General features: G+C 72.1%; 2 protein-coding genes. Both read left to right on the top strand.

From position 1 onward, the window contains the following. The first annotated feature begins 55 nt into the window (after nucleotides 1–55). Nucleotides 56–12994, top strand: coding sequence for a non-ribosomal peptide synthetase (locus SM757_RS12385; protein WP_322465690.1), 12939 nt, complete (start codon nucleotides 56–58; stop codon nucleotides 12992–12994). After that, nucleotides 12994–26859 (top strand): non-ribosomal peptide synthetase, encoded by a 13866-nt coding sequence (locus SM757_RS12380; RefSeq protein WP_322465689.1) that lies wholly within the window; start codon nucleotides 12994–12996, stop codon nucleotides 26857–26859. The genes SM757_RS12385 and SM757_RS12380 overlap by 1 nt, the downstream gene beginning before the upstream one ends. The last annotated feature ends 41 nt before the right edge of the window (nucleotides 26860–26900 follow it).

The following is a 26900-nucleotide window of genomic DNA, read 5'->3' as shown; positions in this document are numbered from 1 at the left end:
CCGCATTGCGGCGCGCCCGCTGCGGCGCTCCCCTGCACGCCACTGTCCGAAAAGCATGTCCAACCTCCAAGACCTCTCCGCGCGCCGTGCCAACCTCACGCAGGAGCAGCGCGCGGCGCTGAAGGCACGCCTGCGCGGCGCGCCGGCCACGCGCCAGGCACCGGCCCAAGGTGCGATGGCGCCACGGCCCGCGAGCGATCGGGCTCCGCTGTCGTCCGCGCAGCAGCGGCAGTGGTTCCTGTGGAAACTCGATCCGTCGCGCACCGCCTACCACCTGAGCGGCGGCCTCACGCTCACCGGTCAGCTCGACACCAAGGCGCTGCGCGCCGGCGTGCAGGCGCTGGTCGAACGGCATGAAGCGCTGCGCACGGTCTTTCGCGAGGAAGGTGACGGCGAGGTCCAGCAGCTCGTGATGGCGGCCGGCGAGTTCGCCCTGCCCGTTGTCGATCTGGGCCGCCTCGACCAGGCGGCGCGCGACGAGGCCGTGCGGGCGCAGGTGCTGAAGCTGCGCACCGAGCCCTTCGACCTGCTGCGTGGTCCGCTGATGCGCATGGTGCTGCTGCGCACCGGCGAGCAGCAGCACCTGCTGCTGGTGGTGATGCACCACATCGTGTCGGACGGGTGGTCGGTGCAGCTCATCCTCGACGAGCTCGCGCTGCAATACGCGGCACGCGTCAGGGGGCTGTTGCCGGCCCATCCCGAGCTGCCGGTCCAGTATGCGGACTACGCGCTCTGGCAGAACCGCTGGCTCGACGAGGACGGCGAGGGCCGGCGCCAGCTCGAATGGTGGTGCGCGCAACTCGGCACCGAGCACCCCGTGGTCGCGCTGCAGACGGATCATCCCCGCAGTGCCAGCGGGCGCTATCGCGCCGGGCATCACGCCTTCATGTTGCCGGGCGACGTGGTGCGGCGGCTGCGCCAGCAGGCGCAAGCCGGCGGGGCGACCCTGTTCATGGCGCTGCTGGCCGCCTTCAACGCGCTGCTGTTCCGCCACTCGGCGCAGACGGATCTGCGCGTGGGCGTGCCCATCGCCAACCGCCACCGCGCGGAAACCGTGGGCATCGTCGGCTTCTTCGTCAACACGCAGGTGCTGCGCACGCGGATCGATGCGCGCATGACCTTGGGCGAACTGCTGGAGCGGACACGGGACACCGCCATCGACGCGCAGACGCACCAGGACTTGCCGTTCGAGCGGCTCGTGAGCGCCCTGCGGCCTGAGCGCAGCCTGAGCGCCACGCCGCTGTTCCAGGTGATGTTCAACCACGTGCGGCGCGACCACCGCTCGCTTGCCCAGTGGCCGGGCGTGGCGGTCGAGCGCCTGGACTTCCAGGAGGACGACGCGCAATTCGAGATGACGCTGCAGACGCTGGAGATGGAAGACGGCAGCGTCCAGGCCACGCTGCTGCATGCGGTGGAGCTGTTCGATGCGCAAGCCATCGAGCGCATGGCGGGGCATTACGTGGCGGTGCTGCGGGCCCTGGCGGACCAGCCCGGCCAGGCGGTCGGCGACATCGAGCTGATCGGCGCCGACGAGCGCGCGCGGCTGGCCGCGTTGAGCGCCAACACGCGGCGCCATGCCGGGGCGGCGGCGGTGCACCGGCAGATCGAGGGCCATGCGCGGCGCACGCCCGCGGCGCCGGCGCTGGTCTTCGGCGAGGCGACGCTGGGCTACGGCGAGCTCAACGCGCGGGCCAACCGGCTGGCGCACCGGCTCATGGCGCTGGGCGTGAGGCCTGAGCAGCGCGTGGGCATCGCGGCGCAGCGCTCGGTGGAGATGCTGGTGGGCATCCTGGCGGTGCTCAAGGCCGGGGGCGCCTACGTGCCGCTGGACCCGGAGTACCCGCGCGAGCGGCTGGGCTACATGGTGCAGGACAGCGGCATCGCGCTGCTGCTGGTGGACAGCGCCCTGCGCGAGCGCGTGCCCGTGGCGCCGGGGCTGCCCGTGCTGGAGCTCGACACCGAGGACGTCAGTGCGCAGCCGGCCCGCGACCCGGACGTGCCGGTGCACGGCGAGCAGTTGGCCTACGTGATCTACACCTCGGGCTCCACGGGGCGGCCCAAGGGGGCGGCGGTGCGCCACGCGGCGCTGTCGAGCTGCATGGCGTGGATGCAGGAGCGCTACGGGCTGACCGAAGCCGACACGGTGCTGCACAAGGCGCCGTTCGGCTTCGACGTGTCGGTGTGGGAGATGTTCTGGCCGCTGACGACGGGGGTGAAGCTCGTGATGGCGCAGCCCGGCGACCAGCGCGACCCCGAGCGGCTGGTGCAGCTGATCCAGCGCCACGAGGTCACGACGCTGAACTTCGTGCCCTCGATGCTGCAGGCGTTCCTGGCGCACGAGGGGATAGAGGGGCGCACGCGGCTGCGCTACATCATCTGCGGCGGGGAGGCGATGCCCGCAGCCACGCAGCGCGAGGCGCTGCGGCGGCTCGAAGGCGCGTCGCTGCAGAACCTGTACGGGCCCACCGAGGCGACGATCCACGTCACGCAGTGGAGCTGCCGCGACGACGGCAGCAGCCAGGTGCCCATTGGGCGGCCCATCAGCGACACGAGCGCGTGGGTGCTGGACGCGCAGCTCAACGCGGTGCCGCTGGGCGTGGCGGGCGAGCTGTACCTGGGCGGGATACAGCTGGCGCGGGGCTACCTGCACCGTCCAGGGCTGACGGCAGAGCGCTTCGTGGCCACGGCGGGCGGGCAGCGGCTGTACCGCACGGGCGACCTGGTGCGCTGGAGTGCTGAGGGTCAGTTGGAGTACCTGGGGCGCATCGACCACCAGGTGAAGGTGCGGGGCCTGCGCATCGAGTTGGGGGAGATCGAGGCGCAGTTGCTGGCGCAACCCGAGGTGAGGGAGGCGGTGGTGGTGGCCAGCGAGGGCCCTGGCGGCACGAGGCTGGTGGGCCACGTGTCGGCGCAGCCGGGCCAGGTCATCGACAGTGCGGCGCTGCGCGAGCGGCTGGGCGCGACGTTGCCCGACTACATGGTGCCCGGGGCGCTGGTGGTGCTGGAGGCGCTGCCGCTGAACGCCAACGGCAAGGTGGACCGCAAGGCGCTGCCGCAGGCGGCGTTCACGAGCGAGCGGGCCTACGAGGCGCCTGAAGGGGAAGTGGAGCAGCGGCTTGCGGCGATCTGGGTCGAGGTGCTGGGCGTGGCGCGCGTGGGCCGGCAGGACAACTTCTTCGAGCTGGGCGGCGACTCCATCCTGAGCCTGAAGGTGGTGGCGCGCGCCCACAAGGCAGGCTTGCGCGCCAGCGCCCGCCAGATGCTGGAATACCAGACCCTCTCCCGGTTGGCGCGGGCCGTGACGTTGGGCGACGCGCCGCAGGCGCCGGCCATCTCCGTGCTCACGCCCGCACAGCGCGCGGGCGGGCTGGCCCTTTCGCATGCCCAGTTGCGCCAGTGGTTCCTGTGGCAGATGGACCCGCAGAGCACGGCGTACCACATCAGCGGCGCTCTCATGCTGCACGGCGAGCTGGACGTGGCGGCCGTGCAGGCCGGCTTCGTGGCGCTGGTGCGGCGCCACGAGTCGCTGCGCACGGTGTTCCGTGCCGACGCGGACGGGTTGGCCCGGCAGGTCATTCGCGAGAGCGCCGACCTCGACTTCCGCCTGGTCGACCTGGAGCGCTTCGCCGCGGGCGAGCGCGAATTGCGGGCGCGGGAAGCGGCGCAGGGCGTGAGCGGCACGGCGTTCGACCTGGGCGAAGGTCCGCTGCTGCGCGTGGGGCTGATCCGGCTGTCGCCGCGGGAGCACCTGCTGGTGGTGGTGATGCACCACATCGTCTCGGACGGGTGGTCGATGCAGATCCTCGTGCAGGAGTTCGTGGCGCAGTACCGGGCGCATGGACGGGGCGAGGCCGCGCCGTTGCAGCCGCTGCCGGTCCAGTACGCGGACTATGCGGTGTGGCAGCGCCGCTGGTTGGAGGCCGGGGAGGCGCAGCGGCAGCTCGCGTACTGGACGGCGCACCTGGGCGCCGAGCACCCGGTGCTGCAACTGCCCACCGACCATGCCAGGCGTGCCGACGGGCGCTACAGCGCCGCGCGGCATGGCTTCGAGCTGCCGGCCGAGCTGGCCGGGCGCCTGCGCCGCCGGGTGCAGGGCCAGGGCGCCACGCTGTTCACGGCATTGCTCGCCGGCTTCCAGGTGCTGCTGGGCCGGTACACGGGGCAGCAGGACATCCGCGTGGGCGTGCCCATCGCCAACCGCCATCGCGTGGAAACCGAGGGCGTGGTGGGCTTCTTCGTGAACACGCAGGTGCTTCGCGCCGTGGTGGGCAACAGCGACACCCTGGAGCAGGTGCTGCGGCGCACGCAGGACGCGGCGCGTGATGCGCAGGCGTACCAGGACTTGCCGTTCGAACAGCTCGTCGACGCCCTGCAGCCCGCGCGCAGCCTGGGCACCCATCCGTTGTTCCAGGTCGCGTTCAACCACCAGCGTGGCGACCTGAAGGCGCTGGAGCAACTGCCCGGCCTGACGCTGCGCGAGGTCGACCTCGGCGCGCAGGCGGCGCAGTTCGAGCTGACGCTGGACACGAGCGAAAGCCTGGACGGGCGGCTGGCGTGCAGCTTCGCCTACGCGGCGGAGCTGTTCGACGCCTCGACCATTGCGCGCATGGCCGGGCATTACGTGGCGGTGCTGCGCGCGCTGGCGGAGCAGCCCGCGCAGGCGGTGGGCGACGTGGTGCTGCCGGGCGAGGCCGAGCGGGCGCAACTGGCGGCATGGAGCCGATGCCGGCCGATGGCCCGCGGCGAGGCGCCGGTGCACGCGCTGGTCGAGCGGCATGCGGGCGCGAACCCGGATGCCGTGGCGCTGGTCTTCGGCGACCAGTGCCTGCGCTACGGCGAGCTCAACGCGCGAGCCAACCGGCTGGCGCACCGCCTGATCGCGCTGGGCGTGCGCCCGGAAACGAAGGTGGGCCTCGCCGTGGAGCGCTCCATCGAGATGGTGGTGGGCATCCTGGCGATCCTGAAGGCCGGTGGCGCCTATGTGCCGCTGGACCCGGCCTACCCGGCCGACCGCCTGGCCTACATGGTGGCCGACAGTGGCATCTCGCTGCTGCTGACGCAGCGCCCGGTGCGGGCGCAGGTGCCGGTGGTGGCGCCGCTGCAGGTGCTGGAGCTCGACGCCCTGGACCTGGCGAGCGAGCCCGACGCCGACCCCCGCGTGCCGGTGCATGCCGAGCATCTGGCCTACGTGATCTACACCTCCGGCTCCACGGGCCTGCCCAAGGGCGCGCAGCTGTGCCACCGCAACGTCACCCGGCTGCTGGAGGCGACCGAGCCGTGGTTCGGCTTCGGCGCGCAGGACACGTGGACCCTTTTCCATTCCTACGCCTTCGACTTCTCGGTGTGGGAGATCTTCGGGGCGCTGTGCACCGGGGGCCGGCTGGTGATCGTGCCGTTCTGGGTGAGCCGCTCGCCCGCGGATTTCCTGCAGCTGCTGCGAGAGCAACGGGTGACGGTGCTCAACCAGACCCCCTCGGCCTTCGGACAGCTCGCCAGCCTGGAGCAGGCGTACGACGACGCCGCCGAGCCGCTGGCGCTGCGCCTGGTGATCTTCGGCGGCGAGGCGCTGGAGCCGCAGCGGCTGCGCCGCTGGATCGAGCACCACGGCGAGGCGTGTCCGCAACTGGTCAACATGTACGGCATCACCGAGACCACGGTGCACGTGACCTACCGGCGCATCACCGCGGCGGACCTGGCGCAGCAGCGCAGCCCGGTGGGCGTGGCCATCCCGGACCTGGGGCTGCAGGTGCTCGATGCGCGGTTGAGCCCGGTGCCCATTGGCGTGGCCGGGGAGCTGTACGTCGCGGGGCAGGGGCTGGCGCGGGGCTACCTCCGCCGCGCGGGCCTGACGGCCGAACGATTCATTGCCACGGCGGGCGGGGAGCGGCTGTACCGCACGGGCGACCTGGTGCGCTGGAGTGCTGAAGGGCAGTTGGAATACCTGGGGCGCATCGACCACCAGGTGAAGGTGCGGGGTTTCCGTATCGAGCTGGGGGAGATCGAGGCGCAGTTGCTGTCGCAGCCCGAGTTGCGGGAGGCGGTGGTGGTGGCCGGCGAGGGGCCGGGCGGCACGCGGCTGGTGGGCTACGTGTCGCCCCAGCCGGGCCGGGCCATCGACGGCGCTGCGCTGCGCGAGCGGCTGGGCGCGGCCTTGCCCGACTACATGGTGCCCGGCGTGCTGGTGGTGCTGGAGGCGCTGCCGCTGAACGCCAACGGCAAGGTGGACCGCAAGGCGCTGCCGCAGGCGGAATTCACGAGCGAGCGGGCCTACGAGGCGCCCGCGGGCGAGGCCGAGCGGCAACTGGCAGCCGTTTGGGCCGAGGTGCTCGACGTGGCGCGCGTGGGGCGCAACGACAACTTCTTCGAGCTTGGCGGGGACTCCATCCTGAGCCTGAAAGTGGTGGCACAGGCGGGCCGGGCCGGACTGCATTTCAGCCCCAGGGAGCTGTTCCAGCACCAGACGCTGCAGGCCCTGGCGGCCCATGCGGCCGACCCTGCACGGCTTGCCGGGCAGCAGCAGGCGCCCATGGCGGCCCTGCCGCGCGAGGCCGGCACCGCCGCTTCCGTCTTCCCGCTGTCGCACGCCCAGCAGCGCCTGTGGTTCCTGTGGCAGCTCGACCCCGGCAGCTCCGCCCATCACGTGCCCGGTGCGCTGCGCCTGCATGGCGCGCTCGACGGCGCGGCCGTGCACGCAAGCTTCGAGGCGCTCGTGGAACGCCACGAATCCCTGCGCACCGTGTTCCGAGGCCATGCCGCCGGACAGGGCGAGCAGCACGTCCTGCTCCGCATGGCGCTGGACATGCCCCTGTTCGACCTTGGCACGACAGCACCGGCCCTTCGCGAGCAGGCGGCCCAGGCCATCGCGCGCGAGCTCGTGCAGGCGCCCTTCGACCTGGCGGCCGGCCCCCTGTTGCGCGTGGGCCTGATCCGCCTGAGCGGGGAGCACGAGCCGCAGGTGCACGTGCTCGTGCTCGTCATGCACCACATCGTTTCCGACGACTGGTCGATGAAGGTCCTCATCGACGAGTTCGTGGCGCACTACCGCCAGCACACGCTCGGCGAATCCCGCCGCATGCCGCCGCTTCCCGTCCAGTACGCCGACTACGCCGCCTGGCAGCGCCGCTGGCTCGAAGCCGGCGAACGGGAGCGCCAACTGGCCTACTGGAAGGGCCAGCTCGGCGACCAGCACCCGGTGCTGCAACTGTCCACGGACCACCCGCGCCCGGCCGTGCCCGCCTACACCACGGCACGCCATGCCGCCGTGCTCGAACCGCAACTGGCCCAGGCCCTGCGGCGCTGCGCGCAGGCGCGGGGCTGCACGCTGTTCATGGCGCTGCTCGCGGGCTTCCAGGTGCTGCTGCACCGCTACACGGGGCAGGAGGACATCCGCGTGGGCGTGCCGGTGGCCAACCGCGACCGGGCCGAGACGGCGGGGCTGGTCGGCTTCTTCGTGAACACCCAAGTGCTGCGCGGCCGGCTCCAGGGCCGCCAAACCCTGGGCGCTGTGCTCGACCAAGCGCGCGAGGCCGCGCTGCAGGCGCAGGCGCACCAGGACTTGCCTTTCGAGCAACTGGTGGAAGCGCTGCAGCCGGAGCGCAGCCTGCGCCATGCGCCGCTGTTCCAGGTGCTCATGAACCACCTGCGCAGCAGCACCGAGCCGCTGGCGCGGTTGCCGGGGCTGACGCTGGAGGATTTCCCGCTCGGCGGCCAGGCGGCGCAGTTCGAGCTGACGCTGCACACGACGGAAGATGCGCAGGGCCGGCTCGGCGTGGCGTTCGTCTATGCGCAGGAGCTGTTCGATGCGCAGACCATCGAGCGGATGGCCGGCCACTACGTCGCCGTGCTGCGGGCGCTGGCCGAAGCGCCTGCACGGCATATCGACGAGGTTGGGCTGCTGAGCGAGCAGGAAGCGCAGCAACTGGCCCACTGGGGCGTGAATACGCCGTGGGACCCGGGCGCACAGGACTTCGTCCACCGGCGGTTCGAGCACCACGCGCGGGCGCGGCCCGCCGCGCCCGCGGTGATCGCGGGCGATAGCACGCTGAGCTATGGCGAGCTCAACCGCCGGGCCAACCGCCTGGCGCACCGCCTCGCGAAGCTGGGCGTGGGCCCGGAGAAGCGCGTCGGGATCGCGATGGAGCGCTCCGTGGACGTGGTGGTGGCACTGCTGGGCGTGCTCAAGGCCGGCGGTGCCTACGTACCGATGGACCCGGACTACCCGGCGCAGCGGCTGGCCCACATGCTGCGCGACAGCGGCATCGAGCTGCTGCTGACGCAAAGCCACCTGGCGTCGGCGCTGCCGGCCGGCGGGCCGCTGCGGGTGATGGCGCTGGACACGCTGCCGCTTGACGCCGGGCCGGCGCACGATCCCCAGCCCGCGCTGCACGCGGGGAACATCGCCTACGTGATCTACACGTCGGGCTCCACCGGCCAGCCCAAGGGCGTGGCGGTGGCGCACGGACCGATTGCCATGCAGATCCGCGCCGTCACCGAGGCCACCGCGATGGACGCCAGCGACCGCGAGATGGCGCTGTTCTCGATCGCCTTCGATGCGGCCCAGGAGCGCTTCCTGGCGCCGCTGGCCACGGGTGCCGCCATGGTGCTGTGCGATGCCAGCCGCAGGACCGTGGCCGAGGTGCTGCAGGAGATGCGGGCGCAGCGGGTCAGCTCCGTCATCATGCCGACGGCCTACATGGGCGCCGTCGTGCAGAGCCTGGCGGCCACGAACGAGAGCCTGGCGCTTCGCCTGTGCATGGTCGGCGGCGAAGGGTGGCCCAGGGAGACCATCGCCCTCGCCCGCGAGCGGCTGCGCGCCCAGATCCTGGTGAACGCCTATGGGCCGACGGAAGCGGTGGTCGGCCCCACGACATGGCGGGTCACGCACAGCCGCAGCCATTACGCGCCGATTGGCCGCCCGGCCGGCGACCGTTGCGCGCTGGTGCTGGATGCGGCGCTCAACGCCGTGCCGGTGGGCGTGCCCGGAGAGCTGTACCTGGGCGGCATGGGCCTGGCGCGCGGCTACCTCGACCGCGCGGGGCTGACGGCGGAGCGCTTCGTCGCCGCGGACAAGGGCCAGCGGCTGTACCGCACCGGGGACCTCGTGCGCTGGAACCGTGAAGGCCAGCTGGAATACCTGGGGCGCATCGACCACCAGGTGAAGGTGCGGGGCTTCCGCATCGAGCTGGGCGAGATCGAGGCAAAGCTGCTGGCGCAACCCGAGGTCCGGGAAGCGGTGGTGGTCGCCAGGGAGGGCGGCACCGGCACGCGGCTGGTGGCTTACGTCAGCGCGCACGCGGGCCATTCGATGGACGCCGCCGCCCTGCGCGAGCGCTTGGGCGCCTCGCTGCCGGACTACATGGTGCCCGGTGCGTTCATGGTGCTGGACGCGCTGCCGCTCAATGGCAACGGCAAGGTGGACCGCGACGCGCTGCCCGCACCGGCGCCCTTGGGCGACCGGGCCCATGAAGCCCCCGAGGGCGAGGTGGCGCAGCAGGTGGCGGCCCTGTGGTCCGAGCTGCTCGGCGTGGAGCGCGTCGGCCGCCACGACAACTTCTTCGAGCTCGGCGGCCACTCGCTGCTGGCGCTGAACCTGCTGGAGCGGCTGCGCGGCCAGGGCTGGTCGGTGCAGGTGCGCACGCTGTTCGAGCATCCGCAACTGCAGGCCTTTGCCCGGGCGCTGGTGCAGTCGCAGGACGCGGCCCGCGCCGAGGTGGCCGTGCCGGTCAACGGCATTCCCGAAGGGTGCCGGGCCATCGAGCCGCACATGCTCACGCTGGCCGATCTGGACCGCGAGCAGATCTGCACCATAGAGGCGGCGGTGGCGGGAGGCGCGGCCAATATCCAGGACATCTATCCGCTCGCCCCGCTGCAGGAGGGCATCCTGTTCCACCACCTGCTGCAGGCCGAGGGCGACGCCTATGTCACGCCGCACCTGCTGAGCTTCGACAGCCGAGGCCGCCTGGAGCAGTTCGTCGCCAGCTTCAACCAGGTGATCGCACGCCACGACATCCTGCGCACCGTGGTGCTGTGGGAGGGGCTGGCGGAGGCGGTGCAGGTCGTGCTGCGCGAGGCCCCGCTGCGGCTGCAGTGGCTGCACGAGGAGCAGGGCCAGGTTCAGGGCGATGCCGAGGCCGCTGCGGACGTCGAGCAGCGCCTGGCCGCGCACGTGAACCCCGCGCGTTACCGCATCGACGTGCGCCAAGCACCGATGATCCGCGCCGTCGCGGCGCACGATCCCGCGCGGGCGCGCTGGCTGCTGCAGTTGCCGTGCCATCACATGGTGGTGGACCACACCACCCTGGAGCTGCTGGTGCGCGAGATCGCGCTGCTCCAGCAGGGCCGCCAGGCCGAGCTGCCCGCGCCGGTGCCTTTCCGCCGCTACGTGGCGCAGGCCCGCCTGGGCATGAGCCAGGCCGAGCATGAGGCCTTCTTCCGCCGGTTGCTGGGCGACGTGGACGAGCCCACGGCGCCGTTCGGCCTGCTGGACGTGCAGGGCGACGGCACGCGCATCGCCGAGGCGCGCCAGGCGCTGGACGAGCAGCTGGCCCGCCGCATCCGCCAGCAGGCGCAGCGCCACGGCGTGAGCCCGGCCACGCTGTTCCACCTGGCGTGGGCGCTGGTGCTGGGCCAGGCCACGGGCAAGGACGACGTGGTGTTCGGCACGGTGCTGTTCGGCCGCATGCAGGGCGGCGAGGACGCGCACCGCGCGCTGGGCCTGTTCGTCAACACGCTGCCCGTGCGGATGAAGCTCGGCGGGCTGGATGCGCGCGAGGGCCTGGCCCGGATGCACGGGCTGCTCACGCAGTTGCTGCACCACGAGCACGCCAGGCTGTCGCTGGCGCAGCGCTGCAGTGGGTTGCCGGGCGGCACGCCGCTGTTCTCGGCGATGCTGAACTACCGCTACGCGCCGAAGGCCGATGTGCGGGACGTCCAGGTCTGGGACGGCGTGCAGGTGCTCGCGAGCCAGGAGCGCACGAACTACCCGGTGACGCTGTCGGTGGACGACCTGGGCGAGGGCTTCGAGATGGCGGCGCAGATCCACGAGGCGGTCAGCGCGCAGCGGGTGTGCGGCTACGTGCTGTCGGCGCTGGAAGGGATCGTGGCCGCACTGGCGCAGGACGCCGGGGCTCCCGCGCAGCGGCTTTGCGAGCTGGCGCGGCTGCCCGCCGCCGAGCGCGACGAAGTGGCGGCTTGGGGCATGAATGCCCGCTGCCACGACGATGCGTTGCCGGTGCACCGGTTGATGGAGCGGCAGGTGCGCCTCACGCCGCGGGCGACGGCACTGGTGTTCGGCCAGGAGGCGCTGAGCTATGGCGATCTCAATGCGAGGGCCAATCGCCTGGCGCACCGCCTGATCGCGCTGGGCGTGCGCCCGGAGACGAGGGTCGGCCTCGCGGTGGAGCGCTCCATCGAGATGGTGGTCGGGGTCCTGGCCATCCTGAAGGCCGGCGGCGCCTACGTGCCGCTGGACCCGGATTACCCGGCGGACCGCCTGGCCTACATGGTGCAGGACAGCGGCATCGCGCTGCTGCTCACGCAGAGCCGTCTGGGCGTTGCGGACGCACCGAGGCGGCTGGCGCTGGACATGCTGGACCTGGCGGGCGAGGCCGACACCGACCCGCAGGTGGCCGTGAACGGCGAGCACCTCGCCTACGTCATCTACACCTCCGGCTCCACCGGCTGGCCCAAGGGCGTGATGGTGCGGCACCGCGCGCTCGCCCACTTCCTGCTGGGCATGAAGGATGCGCCGGGCATGGCGGCGGACGACGTGCTGGTGTCCGTGACCTCGCTGTCCTTCGACATCGCGGCGCTGGAGCTGTACCTGCCGCTGCTGTGCGGCGCCCGGCTCGTCCTGGCGCCGCGGGAGGTGGCGAGAAGCGGCAGCGCGCTGGCCGAGCTGGTGGAGCGCAGCGGGGCCTCGGTGCTGCAGTCCACGCCCGCGGGCTGGCGGCTGCTGCTGGCCGCCGGCTGGAGAGGCCGCCCGCAGCCGGGCTTCAAGGGCCTGTGCGGCGGCGAGGCAATGCAGGCGGACCTTGCGGAGCAGTTGCGGGCGCACGGTGTCGAGCTGTGGAACCTGTACGGTCCCACCGAGACCACGGTCTGGTCGGCGGCCGTGCGGGTCGAGGGCCCGCCGCGTGTCGGCGGACCGATTGCGGCGACGCAGATGCTGGTGCTGGATGCCGCGCTGAACCCGGTACCCGCGGGCGTGGCCGGCGAACTGTTCCTGGGGGGTGTCGGCCTGGCGCGCGGCTACAACGGCCGCGCGGGACTGACCGCCGAGCGCTTCGTGGCCGCGGCCGATGGCAGCCGGCTCTACCGCACCGGCGACCTGGTGCGCTGGAACGCGCAGGGCCAGCTCGACTACCTGGGCCGTCTCGACCACCAGGTGAAGGTGCGGGGCTACCGCATCGAGCTTGGCGAGATCGAGGCGCAGTTGCTGGCGCAGCCGCAGGTGCGCGAGGCGGTGGTCGTGGCGAGCGAGGGCGCCGGTGGCGCGCGGCTCGTCGCCTACGTCGCGCCGCAGGGCGACCAGCCGGTGGACACCGCCGCGCTGCGCGCACGCGTTGCGGCGAAGCTGCCCGACTACATGGTGCCGGCGGTCATCGTGGTGCTGGAGCGGCTGCCGCTCAACGGCAGCGGCAAGGTGGACCGCAAGGCGCTGCCCGCAGCACAGGCCGCGAGCGACAAGCCCTTCGAGGCACCCGCCGGCGCCGTGGAAGAGGCCCTGGCCGCCATCTGGTGCGAGCTGCTCGGCGCGCCGCGCGTGGGCCGCAGCGACAACTTCTTCGAGCTGGGCGGCCATTCGCTGCTGGCCGTGCAGATCGTGTCGCGCGTGCAGGCGACGCTGCAGTCCGATCTGCGCATCCAGGACATCTTCCCCAACCCGACCCTGTCCGGCATGGCTGCGCTGATCAAGCAAGCCGGCCGGAGCAAACCCACCGACGAGTCGCTTCTGGACATCGACTCGTTCATCGACAGCATGGAGACAGTTTGATGGAAAGCACGTCGACGCGCCGCATCGCGGAACGCTTTTCTCGACTGACCTCGGCGCAGCGTTGCGCCGTCTACGACAAGATCCGCGCCGAGGGCCTGACGATAGGCCAGTTCCCCATCCTGGCCCGGGAGGCCTCGGCCCGCGGACGCTGCCACCTCTCCTATGCGCAGGCGCGCCAGTGGTTCCTCTGGCAGCTCGATCCGCAGAGCACGGCGTACCACATCAGCGGTGCGCTGCATCTGCGGGGCGCGCTGGACGCGCAGGCCGTGCGGGCGAGCTTCGCGGCCATCGTGGCGCGCCACGAATCGCTGCGCACGGTGTTCCGCGCCGATGCGCAGGGCCTGGCCGAGCAGGTGATCTTGGAGGACGGCGGCTTCGAGCTGCGCCTGGTGGACCTTGGCGACGTGGAGGCGCCGCAGCGCCAGGCGCAGGCCGATGCGGCCGCCCGCCGCCTGAACGACGTGCCGTTCGATCTGGGCACCGGCCCGCTGCTGCGCGTGGGCCTGATCCGCATGGCGGCCGACGAGCACCTGCTGGTGGTGGTCATGCACCACATCGTGTCGGACGGCTGGTCGATGCAACTGGTGGTCGATGAGTTCGTGACCCAGTACCGCTCGCATGCCCGCGCCGAGGCCTGCGACCTGCAGCCGCTGCCCATCCAGTACGCCGACTACGCCGTGTGGCAGCGCAACTGGCTCGAAGCCGGGGAAAAGCGCAGCCAGCTCGCCTACTGGACGCAGCAGCTGGGGGACGACTGCCCGGTGCTGCAGTTGCCGGCCGACCATGCGCGCCGGGCCGACGGCAGCTACCGCGCGGCGCTGAAGCACTTCGAGCTGCCGCGCGAGCTGGTGGCGGGTCTCCACCAGCGTGCGCAGGGCGAGGGCGCGACGCTGTTCATGGCGCTCCTGGCGGGCTTCCAGGTGCTGCTGAGCGGCTACACCGGCCAGCGGGACATACGCGTCGGCGTGCCGATTGCCAACCGCCACCGCGTGGAAACCGAGGGCGTCATCGGCTTCTTCGTGAACACGCAGGTGCTGCGCAACGTGGTGGACGGGCGCACCAGCCTGTCGCAGGCGTTGCGGCAGGCGCGCGACGCGGCCCTGGGCGCGCAGGCGCACCAGGACCTTCCGTTCGAGCAACTGGTGGAAGCCCTGCAGCCCGCGCGCAGCCTGAGCGCCAGCCCGTTGTTCCAGGTCATGTTCAACCACCAGCGCGCCGACTTCCGCGCGCTGGAGAACCTGCCCGCACTGGCGCTGACGGAGCATGAGCTGGGCGTCCAGGCCGCGCAGTTCGAGCTGACGCTGGACACCCATGAAGGCGCGGACGGGCGGGTGCAGGCGACGCTGAGCTATGCGGCGGAGCTGTTCGAGCCGCAGACGATGGAGCGCATGGCGGGGCATTACCTGTCGGTGCTGAAGGCGCTGGCCGAACGACCGTGGCAGGCTGTGGGCGACGTGGCGCTGCCGGGCGACGCCGAGCGTGCGCAACTGGCGGCGTGGGGCGTGAACCCGCAGCGCTACGAGGACGCGCAGCCCGTGCACCGCTGGTTCGAACGCCGGGCTCGCGGCACGCCCGCGGCGACCGCGCTGGTGTTCGAGGCCGTTGCGCTGAGCTATGGCGAGCTCAACGCGCGCGCCAACCGGCTGGCGCACCGCCTGATGGCGCTGGGCGTGGGCCCGGAGACGCGGGTGGGCATTGCGGTGGAGCGTTCCATCGACATGGTGGTGGGCATCCTGGCCATCCTGAAGGCCGGTGGCGCCTATGTGCCGCTGGACCCCGGCTATCCGGCGGAGCGGCTTGCGTACATGGTGGCCGACAGCGGCATCGCGCTGGCGCTGACGCAGAGCCACCTGAGCGTGCCCGGCATCGGCGCGCTGAAGCTGCTGGCGCTGGACACGCTCGATGCCGGCGGCGAACCCGACACCGATCCGCGGATCGCGGTGCACCCCGACAGCCTGGCCTACCTGATCTACACCTCCGGCTCCACCGGCCGGCCCAAGGGCGTGGGCATCTCGCACCGCGCCCTGGTGCAGCACGCGCAGGAATCCGTCCGGTTCTTCGGCCTGACGCCGGCAGACCGCATGCTGCAGTTCTCGACGCTGAACTTCGACGGCTTCATCGAGCAGACCTTCGCGCCGCTGGTGGCGGGTGCGGCCATGGTGCTGCGCGGGCCGGTGCTGTGGGACAGCGAGACCTTCTACCGCGAGCTCATCGGCCAGCGCATCACGGTGGCCGACCTTACGACCGCCTACTGGCTGCTGCTCGCGCAGGACTTCGCGCGCCGGGGCCGGCGCAGCTACGGCGCCTTGCGGCAGGTGCATGCGGGTGGGGAGGCGATGCCGCCCGAGGGGCTCAACGCCTGGCGCGAAGCGGGGCTCGGACATGTCCGGCTGCTCAACACCTACGGCCCCACCGAGGCGACCGTCACAGCCTCGGTGCTGGACTGCTCGCCGTACCTCCAGCAGGCGCGCGAGCTGCCGCCGCGCATGCCCATCGGCGTGCCGCTGGCCGGGCGGGCGCTGCACGTGGTCGGTCCGGACTTCAGCCTGGTGCCGCAAGGCGTGGCGGGCGAGCTGTGCATCGGCGGCGCGCTGCTGGCGCGCGGCTACCTTGGCCGCGGCGGCCTGAGCGCCGAGCGCTTCGTGGCGGACCCCTTCGGTGGCGTCCCGGGCGGCCGGCTCTACCGCACCGGCGACCTCGTGCGCTGGAACACGCAGGGCGAGCTCGAATACCTGGGCCGCATGGACCACCAGGTGAAGATCCGCGGCTTCCGCGTCGAGCTGGCCGAAATCGAGGCCAGCCTGCTGGCGCATCCGGCGGTGCGCGAGGCCGTCGTCGTGGCCAACGAGAGCCCCGCGGGCCTGCAACTGGTGGGCTACGTCTCGGGGCAGGAGATCGATACCGCGCAGCTTCGGCGGTCGCTTGGCGACGTGCTGCCGGACTACATGGTGCCCGCGGCGCTGGTGGTGCTCGAAGCTCTGCCGCTGAACGCCAACGGCAAGATCGACCGCAAGGCCTTGCCGGCGCCGGCATTCGTCGACGAGAAGCGCTACGAGGCGCCCGCCGGCGAGACGGAACGGCGGCTTGCCGCGATCTGGGCCGAGGTGCTGGGCGTGGCGCGGGTAGGCCGCAACGACAACTTCTTCGAGCTTGGCGGCCACTCGCTGCTGGCGCTGCGCCTGCTGGAGCGCGTGCGCAGCCAGGGCTGGCCGGTGCAGGTGCGCACGCTGTTCCAGCAGCCGCAGCTCGCCGGCTTCGCGCAGGCGCTGCTGCAGGAGGAGGGGCGCCGCGGCATCGCCGTGCCGCCCAACCTCATTCCCGCGGGATGCACGGCGATCGAGCCGGCGATGCTCACGCTGGTCTCGCTCGATGCCGGGCAGATCGCGCGCGTCGAGGCGGCGGTGCCGGGCGGTGCGGCCAACATCCAGGACATCTACCCGCTGGCGCCGCTGCAGGAAGGCATGCTCTTCCACCACCTGCTCCAGACCCGGGGCGACACCTACGTCACCCCGCTGGCGCTGAGCTTCGACAGCCGGGAGCGGCTGGAGCGCTTCATCGACAGCTTCAATCGCGTGATCGAGCGCCACGACATTCTGCGCACCGCGGTGCTGTGGGAAGGCCTGCCCGAGGCGGTGCAGGTGGTGCAGCGGCACGCGAGCGTGCAACTGCAATGGGTGGCGGTGGACGAGGCGGCCGGCGCGCCCCCGGTGGCGCAGCAACTGGACGCGCTCGTGGACCCGGGCCGCTACCGCATCGACGTGCGCCGCGCACCGATGATCCAGGCCCTCGCCGCGCACGACCGCGCCGGCCGGCGCTGGCTGCTGCAACTGCCCAGCCACCACCTCGTGCTGGACCATGCCACGCTGGACCTGCTGGTCGAGGAGATCGCGCTGGTGCAGCAGGGGCGGCTGCACGAGCTGGCCGAGCAGGCGCCGTTCCGGCGCTACGTGGCGCAGACGCGCCTGGGCGTGAGCCGCGCCGAGCACGAGGCTTACTTCACCCGCATGCTCGCAGGCGTGGACGAGCCGACCGCCCCGTTCGGACTGCTCGACGTGCAAGGCGACGGCACCCGCGTGGTCGAGGGCCGCCAGGTGCTGGACGCGCCCTTGTCCGCGCAGATCCGCCGGCAGGCGCAGCGCCACGGCGTGACGGCCGCGACGCTGTTCCATTTGGCATGGGCGCTGGTGCTGGGCAAGACGACCGGCAAGGACGACGTGGTGTTCGGCACGGTGCTGTTCGGACGCATGGACGGCGGTGAAGGCGGTGAGCGGGCGCTGGGCCTGTTCATCAACACGCTGCCGCTGCGCGTGCGGCTGGGCGCCCGCGGCGTGGTGCAGTGCGTGCGCGAGACGCATGCCGCCCTGGCCGGGCTGCTGCACCACGAGCACGCCAGCCTGTCGCTGGCACAGCGCTGCAGCGCGCTGCCGGGCGGCACGCCGCTGTTCTCGGCGCTGTTCAACTACCGCTACAGCCCGCAGGCGGCGCCGGACGGCGCCGACGTGACCTGGGAGGGCATGGAGGTGCTGGGCGGCGAGGAGCGGACCAACTATCCGCTGGGCATGTCGGTGGACGACCTGGGCGAGGGCTTCGAGCTGGTGGCGCAGGTCGACGAGCGCATCGAGGCGGCGCGCGTGTGCGGCTACCTGGTGGCGGCTGTGCGCGGCGTGGTGGATGCGCTCGCCAACGATGCGGGCCGGATGGTGTCCGAGCTCGACGTCTTGCCGGGGGAGGAGCAAGTGCGCATCTCGTCATGGAGCGCCAACACGCGGCGCCATGCCGGGGCGGCGGCGGTGCACCGGCAGATCGAGGGCCATGCGCGGCGCGCGCCCGCGGCGCCGGCGCTGGTCTTCGGCGAGGCGACGCTGGGCTACGGCGAGCTCAACGCGCGGGCCAACCGGCTGGCGCACCGGCTCATCGCGCTGGGCGTGAGGCCTGAGCAGCGCGTGGGCATCGCGGCACAGCGCTCGGTGGAGATGCTGGTGGGCATCCTGGCGGTGCTCAAGGCCGGGGGCGCGTACGTGCCGCTGGACCCGGAGTACCCGGCCGAGCGGCTGGGCTACATGGTGCAGGACAGCGGCATCGCGCTGCTGCTGGTGGACAGCGCCCTGCGCGAGCGCGTGCCCGTGGCGCCGGGGCTGCCCGTGCTGGAGCTCGACACCGAGGACGTCAGTGCGCAGCCGGCCCGCGACCCGGACATGCCGGTGCACGGCGAGCAGTTGGCCTACGTGATCTACACCTCGGGCTCCACGGGGCGGCCCAAGGGGGCGGCGGTGCGCCACGCGGCGCTGTCGAGCTGCATGGCGTGGATGCAGGAGCGCTACGGGCTGACCGAAGCCGACACGGTGCTGCACAAGGCGCCGTTCGGCTTCGACGTGTCGGTGTGGGAGATGTTCTGGCCGCTGACGACGGGGGTGAAGCTCGTGATGGCGCAGCCCGGCGACCAGCGCGACCCCGAGCGGCTGGTGCAGCTGATCCAGCGCCACGAGGTCACGACGCTGAACTTCGTGCCCTCGATGCTGCAGGCGTTCCTGGCGCACGAAGGGATAGAGGGGCGCACGCGGCTGCGCTACATCATCTGCGGCGGGGAGGCGATGCCCGCAGCCACGCAGCGCGAGGCGCTGCGGCGGCTCGAAGGCGCGTCGCTGCAGAACCTGTACGGGCCCACCGAGGCGACGATCCACGTCACGCAGTGGAGCTGCCGCGACGACGGCAGCAGCCAGGTGCCCATTGGGCGGCCCATCAGCGACACGAGCGCGTGGGTGCTGGACGCGCAGCTCAACGCGGTGCCGCTGGGCGTGGCGGGCGAGCTGTACCTGGGCGGGATACAGCTTGCGCGGGGCTACCTGCACCGTCCAGGGCTGACGGCGGAGCGCTTCGTGGCCACGGAGGGCGGGCAGCGGCTGTACCGCACGGGCGACCTGGTGCGCTGGAGTGCTGAGGGTCAGTTGGAGTACCTGGGGCGCATCGACCACCAGGTGAAGGTGCGGGGCCTGCGCATCGAGTTGGGAGAGATCGAGGCGCAGTTGCTGGCGCAACCCGAAGTGCGGGAGGCGGTGGTGGTGGCCAGCGAGGGCCCTGGCGGCACGAGGCTGGTGGGCCACGTGTCGGCGCAGCCGGGCCAGGTCATCGACAGTGCGGCGCTGCGCGAGCGGCTGGGCGCGGCGTTGCCCGACTACATGGTGCCCGGGGCGTTGGTGGTGCTGCAGGCGCTGCCGCTGAACGCCAACGGCAAGGTGGACCGCAAGGCGCTGCCGCAGGCGGAATTCACGAGCGAGCGGACCTACGAGGCGCCTGAAGGGGAGGTGGAGCAGCGGCTCGCGGCGATCTGGGCTGAAGTGTTGGGCGTGGCGCGCGTGGGCCGGCAGGACAATTTCTTCGAGCTGGGGGGGCACTCGCTGCTGGCGCTCAAGCTGCTCGAAGCGGTGCGCGCGCTGGGCTGGCCGGCGCAGGTGCGCACGCTGTTCGAGCACCCGCAGTTGGCCGCGTTCGCACAGGCGCTGGCGCAGCAGCGCACGGACGGGCAGCGCGACGTGGCGGTGCCGCCGAACCTGATCCCGGCCGGCTGCGGCGCGATAGAGCCGCGGATGCTCACGCTGGTCGAGCTGGATGCGGCGCAGATCGCGCGCATCGAGGCGGCGGTGCCGGGCGGGGCGGCCAACATCCAGGACATCTATCCGCTGGCCCCGCTGCAGGAGGGCATGCTGTTCCACCACCTGTTGCAGCGCGAGGGCGATGCGTACATCACCTCGCACGCCCTGGGCTTCGACAGCCGCGAGCGGCTGGAGCGCTTCGTCGACAGCTTCAACCAAGTGATCGCACGCCACGACATCCTGCGCACCGCGGTGCTGTGGGAAGGGCTGCCGGAGCCGGTGCAGGTGGTGCAGCGCCAGGCCGTGCTGGCGCTGGAGTGGCTGTACGAGACCGGTGCCGGCGACACGTCCACGCCGGACCTGGCGGCCCGCCTGGCTGCTGCCGTGGACCCGGCGCATTACCGCATCGACCTTCGCCGGGCGCCGCTGATCCGCGCGGTGGCGGTGCATGACGCGGCGCGGCAGCGCTGGCTGCTGCAACTGCCGAGCCACCACCTGGTGCTGGACCACACCACGCTGGCGTTGCTGATCGAGGAGATCACGCTGATCCAGCAGGGGCGCCAAGCCGAGCTGCCCGCCCCGGTGCCGTTCCGCCGCTACGTGGCCCAGGCCCGGCTGGGTGTGAGCCAGGCCGAACACGAGGCGTTCTTCCGCCGGATGCTGGGCGACGTGGACGAGCCGACGGCGCCGTTCGGCCTGCTGGACGTGCAGGGCAACGGCACGCGCGTGCAGGAAGCACGCCGGCGGCTGAACCTGCCGCTGGCACAGCGGCTGCGCCGGCAGGCGCAACGCCATGGCGTGAGTGCGGCGAGCCTGTTCCATTTGGCCTGGGCGCTGGTGCTCGGCAAGACGACCGGCAAGGACGACGTTGTGTTCGGCACGGTGCTGTTCGGCCGCATGCAAGGCGGCGAGGAGGCCGGGCGGGCGCTGGGCCTGTTCATCAACACGCTGCCGCTGCGGGTGCGCCTGGGCGGGCGCAGCGTAGCCGCCTGCGTGCGCGACACCCAGGCGGCCCTGACGGGCCTGCTGCACCACGAGCATGCGAAGCTGTCGCTGGCCCAGCGCTGCAGTGCGCAGCCCGGCGGCGTACCGCTGTTCTCGGCCTTGCTGAACTACCGCTACAGCCCCGCGGCCGACGCGCCGGAAGACACCGCGGCGGCCGCGGCCTGGGCAGGCATGGAATCGCTGGGCGGCGAGGAGCGCACCAACTACCCGTTCGGCTTGTCGGTGGATGACCTGGGCGAGGGCTTCGAGCTGGTGGCGCAGATCCACGAGTCGGTGGACGCCCAGCGCATCTGCGGGCTGATGCTGGCCGCGCTTGCGGGTCTGGCCGAGGCACTGGACACGCAGCCTGCACAGCCCGTCTGCGAGCTCGGCCTGCTGGGCCCGGCCGAACGTCAGGCGTTGCAGGCGTGGGGAGCGCGCCGGGCCTGCTTCGACACCACGGTGCCGGTGCACCGGCTGATCGAGCAGCAGGTGCGGCGCGACCCGGGCGCACCGGCACTGAGCTTCGGCGAGGCGACGCTGAGCTACGGCGAGCTGAACGTGCGGGCGAACCGGCTGGCGCACCGCCTCATCGGCCTGGGGGTGCGGCCCGAGGTGCGGGTGGGCATCGCGGTGGAGCGCTCCATCGAGATGGTGGTGGGCATCCTGGCGATCCTGAAGGCCGGCGGCGCCTACGTGCCGCTGGACCCGGCCTACCCGGCCGACCGCCTGGCCTACATGGTGGCTGACAGCGGCATCAGGTTGATGCTGACGCAAAGCCACCTGCAGGTGCCGGGTACCGAGGCACTGGCCGTGCTGGCGCTGGACACCCTGGACACCGCGGCCGAGCCGGCCACGGACCCGCAGATGCCGGTGCATGGTGAGCAGCTGGCCTACGTGATCTACACCTCCGGCTCCACCGGGCGGCCCAAGGGGGCACAACTGTGCCACCGCAACGTGACTCGGCTGCTGGAGGCGACCGAGCCGTGGTTCGCGTTCGGACCGCAGGACGTGTGGACGCTGTTCCACTCGTATGCCTTCGACTTCTCGGTGTGGGAGCTGTTCGGTGCGCTGTGCACCGGCGGGCGCCTGGTGGTGGTGCCGTTCTGGGTCAGCCGCTCGCCGGAGGACTTCCTGCAGCTCCTGCGCACGCAGCGGGTGACGGTGTTGAACCAGACGCCATCGGCTTTCGGCCAGCTGGTCCACACGCCCGGGCTGGCCGGGGTGGAGGACCTGGCGCTGCGCACGGTGATCTTCGGCGGCGAGGCGCTGGAGCCGGGCACCCTGCGACCCTGGCTGGAGCGGTTCGGGGACGAGCGGCCGCAGTTGGTCAACATGTACGGCATCACGGAAACGACGGTGCACGTGACGCACCGGCGCATCCGGTGGGAGGACCTGGGGCCGCAGCGGCGCAGCCCCGTCGGCGTGGCGATCCCGGACCTGGGGCTGCAGGTCCTGGATGCGCAATTGAACCCGGTGCCCATAGGCGTGGCCGGGGAGCTGCACGTGTCCGGCGCAGGGCTGGCGCGGGGCTACCTGCACCGTCCGGGGCTGACGGCGGAGCGCTTCATCGCTACTGAGGGCGGGGAACGGCTGTACCGCACGGGCGACCTGGTGCGCTGGAGTGGCGAGGGACAGCTGGAGTACCTGGGGCGCATCGACCACCAGGTGAAGGTGCGGGGCTTCCGCATCGAGCTGGGGGAGATCGAGGCGCAGTTGCTGGCGCAGCCCGAGCTGCGGGAGGCGGTGGTGGTGGCCAGCGAGGGCCCTGGCGGCACGAGGCTGGTGGGCTACGTGTCGGCGCAGCCGGGCCAGGCTGTTGACGGCGCTGCGCTGCGCGAGCGGCTGGGCGCGGCGTTGCCCGACTACATGGTGCCCGGGGCGCTGGTGGTGCTGCAGGCGCTGCCGCTGAACGCCAACGGCAAGGTGGACCGCAAGGCGCTGCCGCAGGCGGAATTCACGAGCGAGCGGGCCTACGAGGCGCCTGAAGGGGAAGTGGAGCAGCGGCTCGCGGCGATTTGGGCCGAGGTGCTGGGGGTGGCGCGCGTGGGCCGGCAGGACAACTTCTTCGAGCTGGGGGGGCACTCGCTGCTGGCGCTCAAGCTGCTCGAAGCGGTGCGCGCGCTGGGCTGGCCGGCGCAGGTGCGCACGCTGTTCGAGCACCCGCAGTTGGCCGCGTTCGCGCAGGCGCTGGCGCAGCAGCGCACGGACGGGCAGCGCGAAGTGGTGGTGCCGCCGAACCTGATCCCGGCCGGCTGCGGCGCGATAAAGCCGCGGATGCTTACGCTGGTCGAGCTGGATGCGGCGCAGATCGCGCGCATCGAGGCGGCGGTGCCGGGCGGGGCGGCCAACATCCAGGACATCTATCCGCTGGCCCCGCTGCAGGAGGGCATGCTGTTCCACCACCTGCTGCAGCGCGAGGGCGATGCATACGTCACCCCGCAGTTGCTGGGCTTCGACAGCCGCGAGCGGCTGGAGCGCTTCATTGACAGCTTCAACAAGGTCATCGAGCGCCACGACATCCTGCGCACCGCGGTGCTGTGGGAAGGGTTGCCGGAGCCGGTGCAGGTGGTGCAGCGCCACGCGGCGCTGCCGCTGCAATGGCTGCAGGTGGACGCGCAGGAGGATGTCGAGCAGCACCTGAATGCGCAGGTCGATCCGGCCCGCTTCCGCATCGACGTCCGCCAGGCGCCCATGGTGCGCGCGCTGGCGGCCCATGACGCGCGCCGCGGGCGCTGGCTGCTGCAGTTGCCCAACCACCACATGGTGCTGGACCACACCACGCTGGCGTTGCTGGTCGAGGAGATTGCCCTGATTCAGCAGGGCCGAGACAGCGAGCTGCCCGCGCCGGTGCCGTTCCGCCGCTACGTGGCACAGGCGCGGCTGGGGATGAGCCAGGCCGAGCACGAGGCGTTCTTCCGCCAGATGCTGGGCGACGTGGACGAGCCGACGGCGCCGTTCGGCCTGCTGGACGTGCAGGGCGACGGCACCCGCATCGAGGAGGCACGCCTGCCGCTGCAGGCGGCGCTGGCGGCGCAGATCCGCCAGCAGGCGCAGCGCCATGGCGTGAGCGCGGCGAGCCTGTTCCACCTGGCCTGGGCGCTGGCGCTGGGCCAGGCGACGGGCCGGGACGACGTGGTGTTCGGCACGGTGCTGTTCGGCCGCATGCAGGCCGGCGAGGGCGCCGGGCGGGCGCTGGGCCTGTTCATCAACACGCTGCCGCTGCGGGTGCGCCTTGGCGCACGCGGTGTGGCGCAATGCCTGGCACAGACCCATGCGGCGCTGACGCAACTGCTGCACCACGAGCATGCCAACCTGTCGCTGGCGCAGCGCTGCAGTGCGCTGCCGGGCGGCGTGCCGCTGTTCTCGGCCTTGCTGAACTACCGCTACACCCAGCGGCCGCAGGAGACCGCGGACGAAGACAAGCCGTCGGCCTGGGCGGGGCTGCAGGTGCTGGGCGGCGCGGAGCGCACGAACTACCCGGTGACGCTGTCGGTGGACGACCAGGGGGAGGGCTTCGAGCTGGTGGCGCAGGTCCACGAGGCGGTGGCGGCGCGGCGCGTTTGCGGGTTCATGCAGGCGGCGCTGGAGGGCATCGTGCGGGCGCTGGCCGGGGCGGGGACACAGCCGGTGTGCGAGGTGGCGTCGTTGCCCGCACAGGAGCTGGCCGACCTGGCGGCGTGGGGCTGGAACGCGCAGCGCCACGCCGACGCGCAAGCCGTGCACCGGTTGATCGAGCAGCAGGTGCGACGCGACCCGGGCGCACCGGCACTGAGCTTCGGCGAGGCGACGCTGAGCTACGGCGAGCTGAACGCGCGGGCGAACCGGCTGGCGCACCGGCTCATTGGCCTGGGCGTGCGGGCCGAGGAGCGGGTGGGCATCGCGGTGGAGCGCTCCATCGAGATGGTGGTGGGCATCCTGGCGATCCTCAAGGCCGGCGGCGCCTACGTGCCGCTGGACCCGGAGTATCCGGCCGACCGCCTGGCCTACATGGTGGCCGACAGCGGCATCAGGTTGTTGCTGACGCAAAGCCACCTGCAGGTGCCGGGTACCGAGGCGCTGGCCGTACTGGCGCTGGACACCCTGGACACCGCGGCCGAGCCGGTCACGGACCCGCAGGTGCCGGTGCACGGCGAGCAGCTGGCCTACGTGATCTACACCTCCGGCTCCACCGGGCGGCCCAAGGGCGCCGCCAACCGCCACCGCGCGCTGCACAACCGCCTGGCATGGATGCAGCAGGCTTATGCACTGGGTGTCGAAGACACGGTGCTGCAGAAGACCCCGTTCAGCTTCGACGTGTCGGTGTGGGAATTCCTGTGGCCGCTGATGGCCGGCGCGCGCCTGGTGGTGGCCCGGCCGGGAGACCACCGCGACCCGGCACGGCTGCTGGCGCTGATCGTGCAGCAGCGGGTGAGCACGCTGCACTTCGTGCCGTCGATGCTGCAGGCGTTCCTGGCGCACGAGGGCATCGAGGCCTGCACGAGCCTGCGGCGCATCGTGTGCAGCGGGGAGGCGCTGGCGGCCCAGATGCAAAACGATGTGTTCAGGCGGCTGCCCGGTGTGGGCCTGTACAACCTCTATGGCCCGACCGAGGCGGCCATCGACGTCACGCAGTGGACCTGCGGGGACGACGGGCGCAGCCAGGTGCCGATTGGGCGGCCCATCAGCGAGACGCAAACGCGGGTGCTGGATGGGCGACTGAACGAGGTGCCGATGGGCGTGGCCGGTGAGCTGTACCTGGGCGGGGTGAACCTGGCGCGGGGCTACCTGCACCGTCCGGGGCTGACGGCGGAACGCTTCGTGGCCACGGCGGGCGGGCAGCGGCTGTACCGCACGGGCGACCTGGTGCGCTGGAGTGCCGAAGGGCAGCTGGAGTACCTGGGGCGCATCGACCACCAGGTGAAGGTGCGGGGGCTGCGCATAGAGCTGGGGGAAATCGAGGCGCAGTTGCTGGCGCAACCTGAGGTGAGGGAGGCGGTGGTGGTGGCCAGCGAGGGCGCGGGCGGCACGAGGCTGGTGGGCTACGTGTCGGCGCAGCCGGATCAAACCATAGATGGCGCGGCGCTGCGCGAGCGGCTGGGTGCGGCGTTGCCCGACTACATGGTGCCCGGGGCGCTGGTGGTGCTGCAGGCGCTGCCGCTGAACGCCAACGGCAAGGTGGACCGCAAGGCGCTGCCGCAGGCGGCGTTCACGAGCGAGCGGGCCTACGAGGCGCCGCAAGGCGCGCTGGAGGCGGCGCTGGCCGAGGTCTGGGCCGAGGTGCTGGGGGTTGCCAGGGTCGGCCGGCACGACAACTTCTTCGAGCTCGGCGGGCACTCGCTGCTGGCGCTGCGGGTGACGACCCATGCACGCTTGCGCGAGCTGCCTGGGCTGGCGTTGAGCCTGCAGACGTTGATGATGCATCCGACCCTTGCGGGCCTCGTCGAGGCCTCGCGGCCCGGCGGTGCGTCAGCGTCGACGCTGACGCGGCTGAACCAGGCCGTCGATACCGTTGCGCCGCTGTTCTGCATCCATTCCGGGCTGGGCACCGTGCTGGGCTACCTGCCGATGGCCCAGCACCTCAATGGGCGGCGCGCGGTGTACGGCGTGGCCTGCCGGACGTTGACGGACCCCTCGTACCGCGACGAGTCGCTCGACCGAATGGCCGACGACTACGTGGCCATGATCCGCGGGATTCAGCCGGCGGGGCCCTACCACCTGCTGGGTTGGTCGCTCGGCGGCACCCTGGCCGCGCGGATGGCTGCGCGGCTAGAGGCCGAAGGCCAGGCGGTCGGCTTCCTGGGCCTGGTGGACTCCTTCGTTGCGCTCGACGATGCGCCCTACACGCTGGAGGATTGGCGCACGGGGTTTGCCGAATTCCTGGCGTCGTTCGATATCCGCCTGGCGCCGGCGCTGCGGTTGCCCGAGACGCTCGCCGACCCGATGCAAGACGAGGCGCCGCTGCGGGACTGGGTCGAGCAGGCCCTCGCGGCGGGGGGGCTGCAAATGGATCATCGCCATGGCGACCTGGGCGCCGGCGAGCTCGTGCGCCTGTTCGTCGTGAGCCGCGGCCTCAGCGAGGTGACCTTGCGCTCGCGCGGGCCGGTTTCGCGTGTCGACGCGGACGTGAACTGCTGGTGGGTGCGCGACCGCGCGCCCGCGCTGGTGCAGGGCCTGGCGGCGCAGTTGGGGGCCGAACGGGTGTCACACGTGTCGGTCGACGCCGATCACATCGGCATCGTGGCCAGCGAGGTGCTGCTGGCGGATCTGGACGCGCGGCTTGCACTGCTGCCGCTGTGCCGTGCGGGCTGATGCCGCTGAAGGAAGCCGGGCAAAAGGGGTGGTCCGGCGGC

Origin of the sequence: Azohydromonas lata (assembly GCF_034427735.1) — a bacterium.
Lineage (GTDB): Bacteria > Pseudomonadota > Gammaproteobacteria > Burkholderiales > Burkholderiaceae_C > Azohydromonas > Azohydromonas lata.
This window is presented reverse-complemented; position numbering and strand designations above follow the sequence as displayed.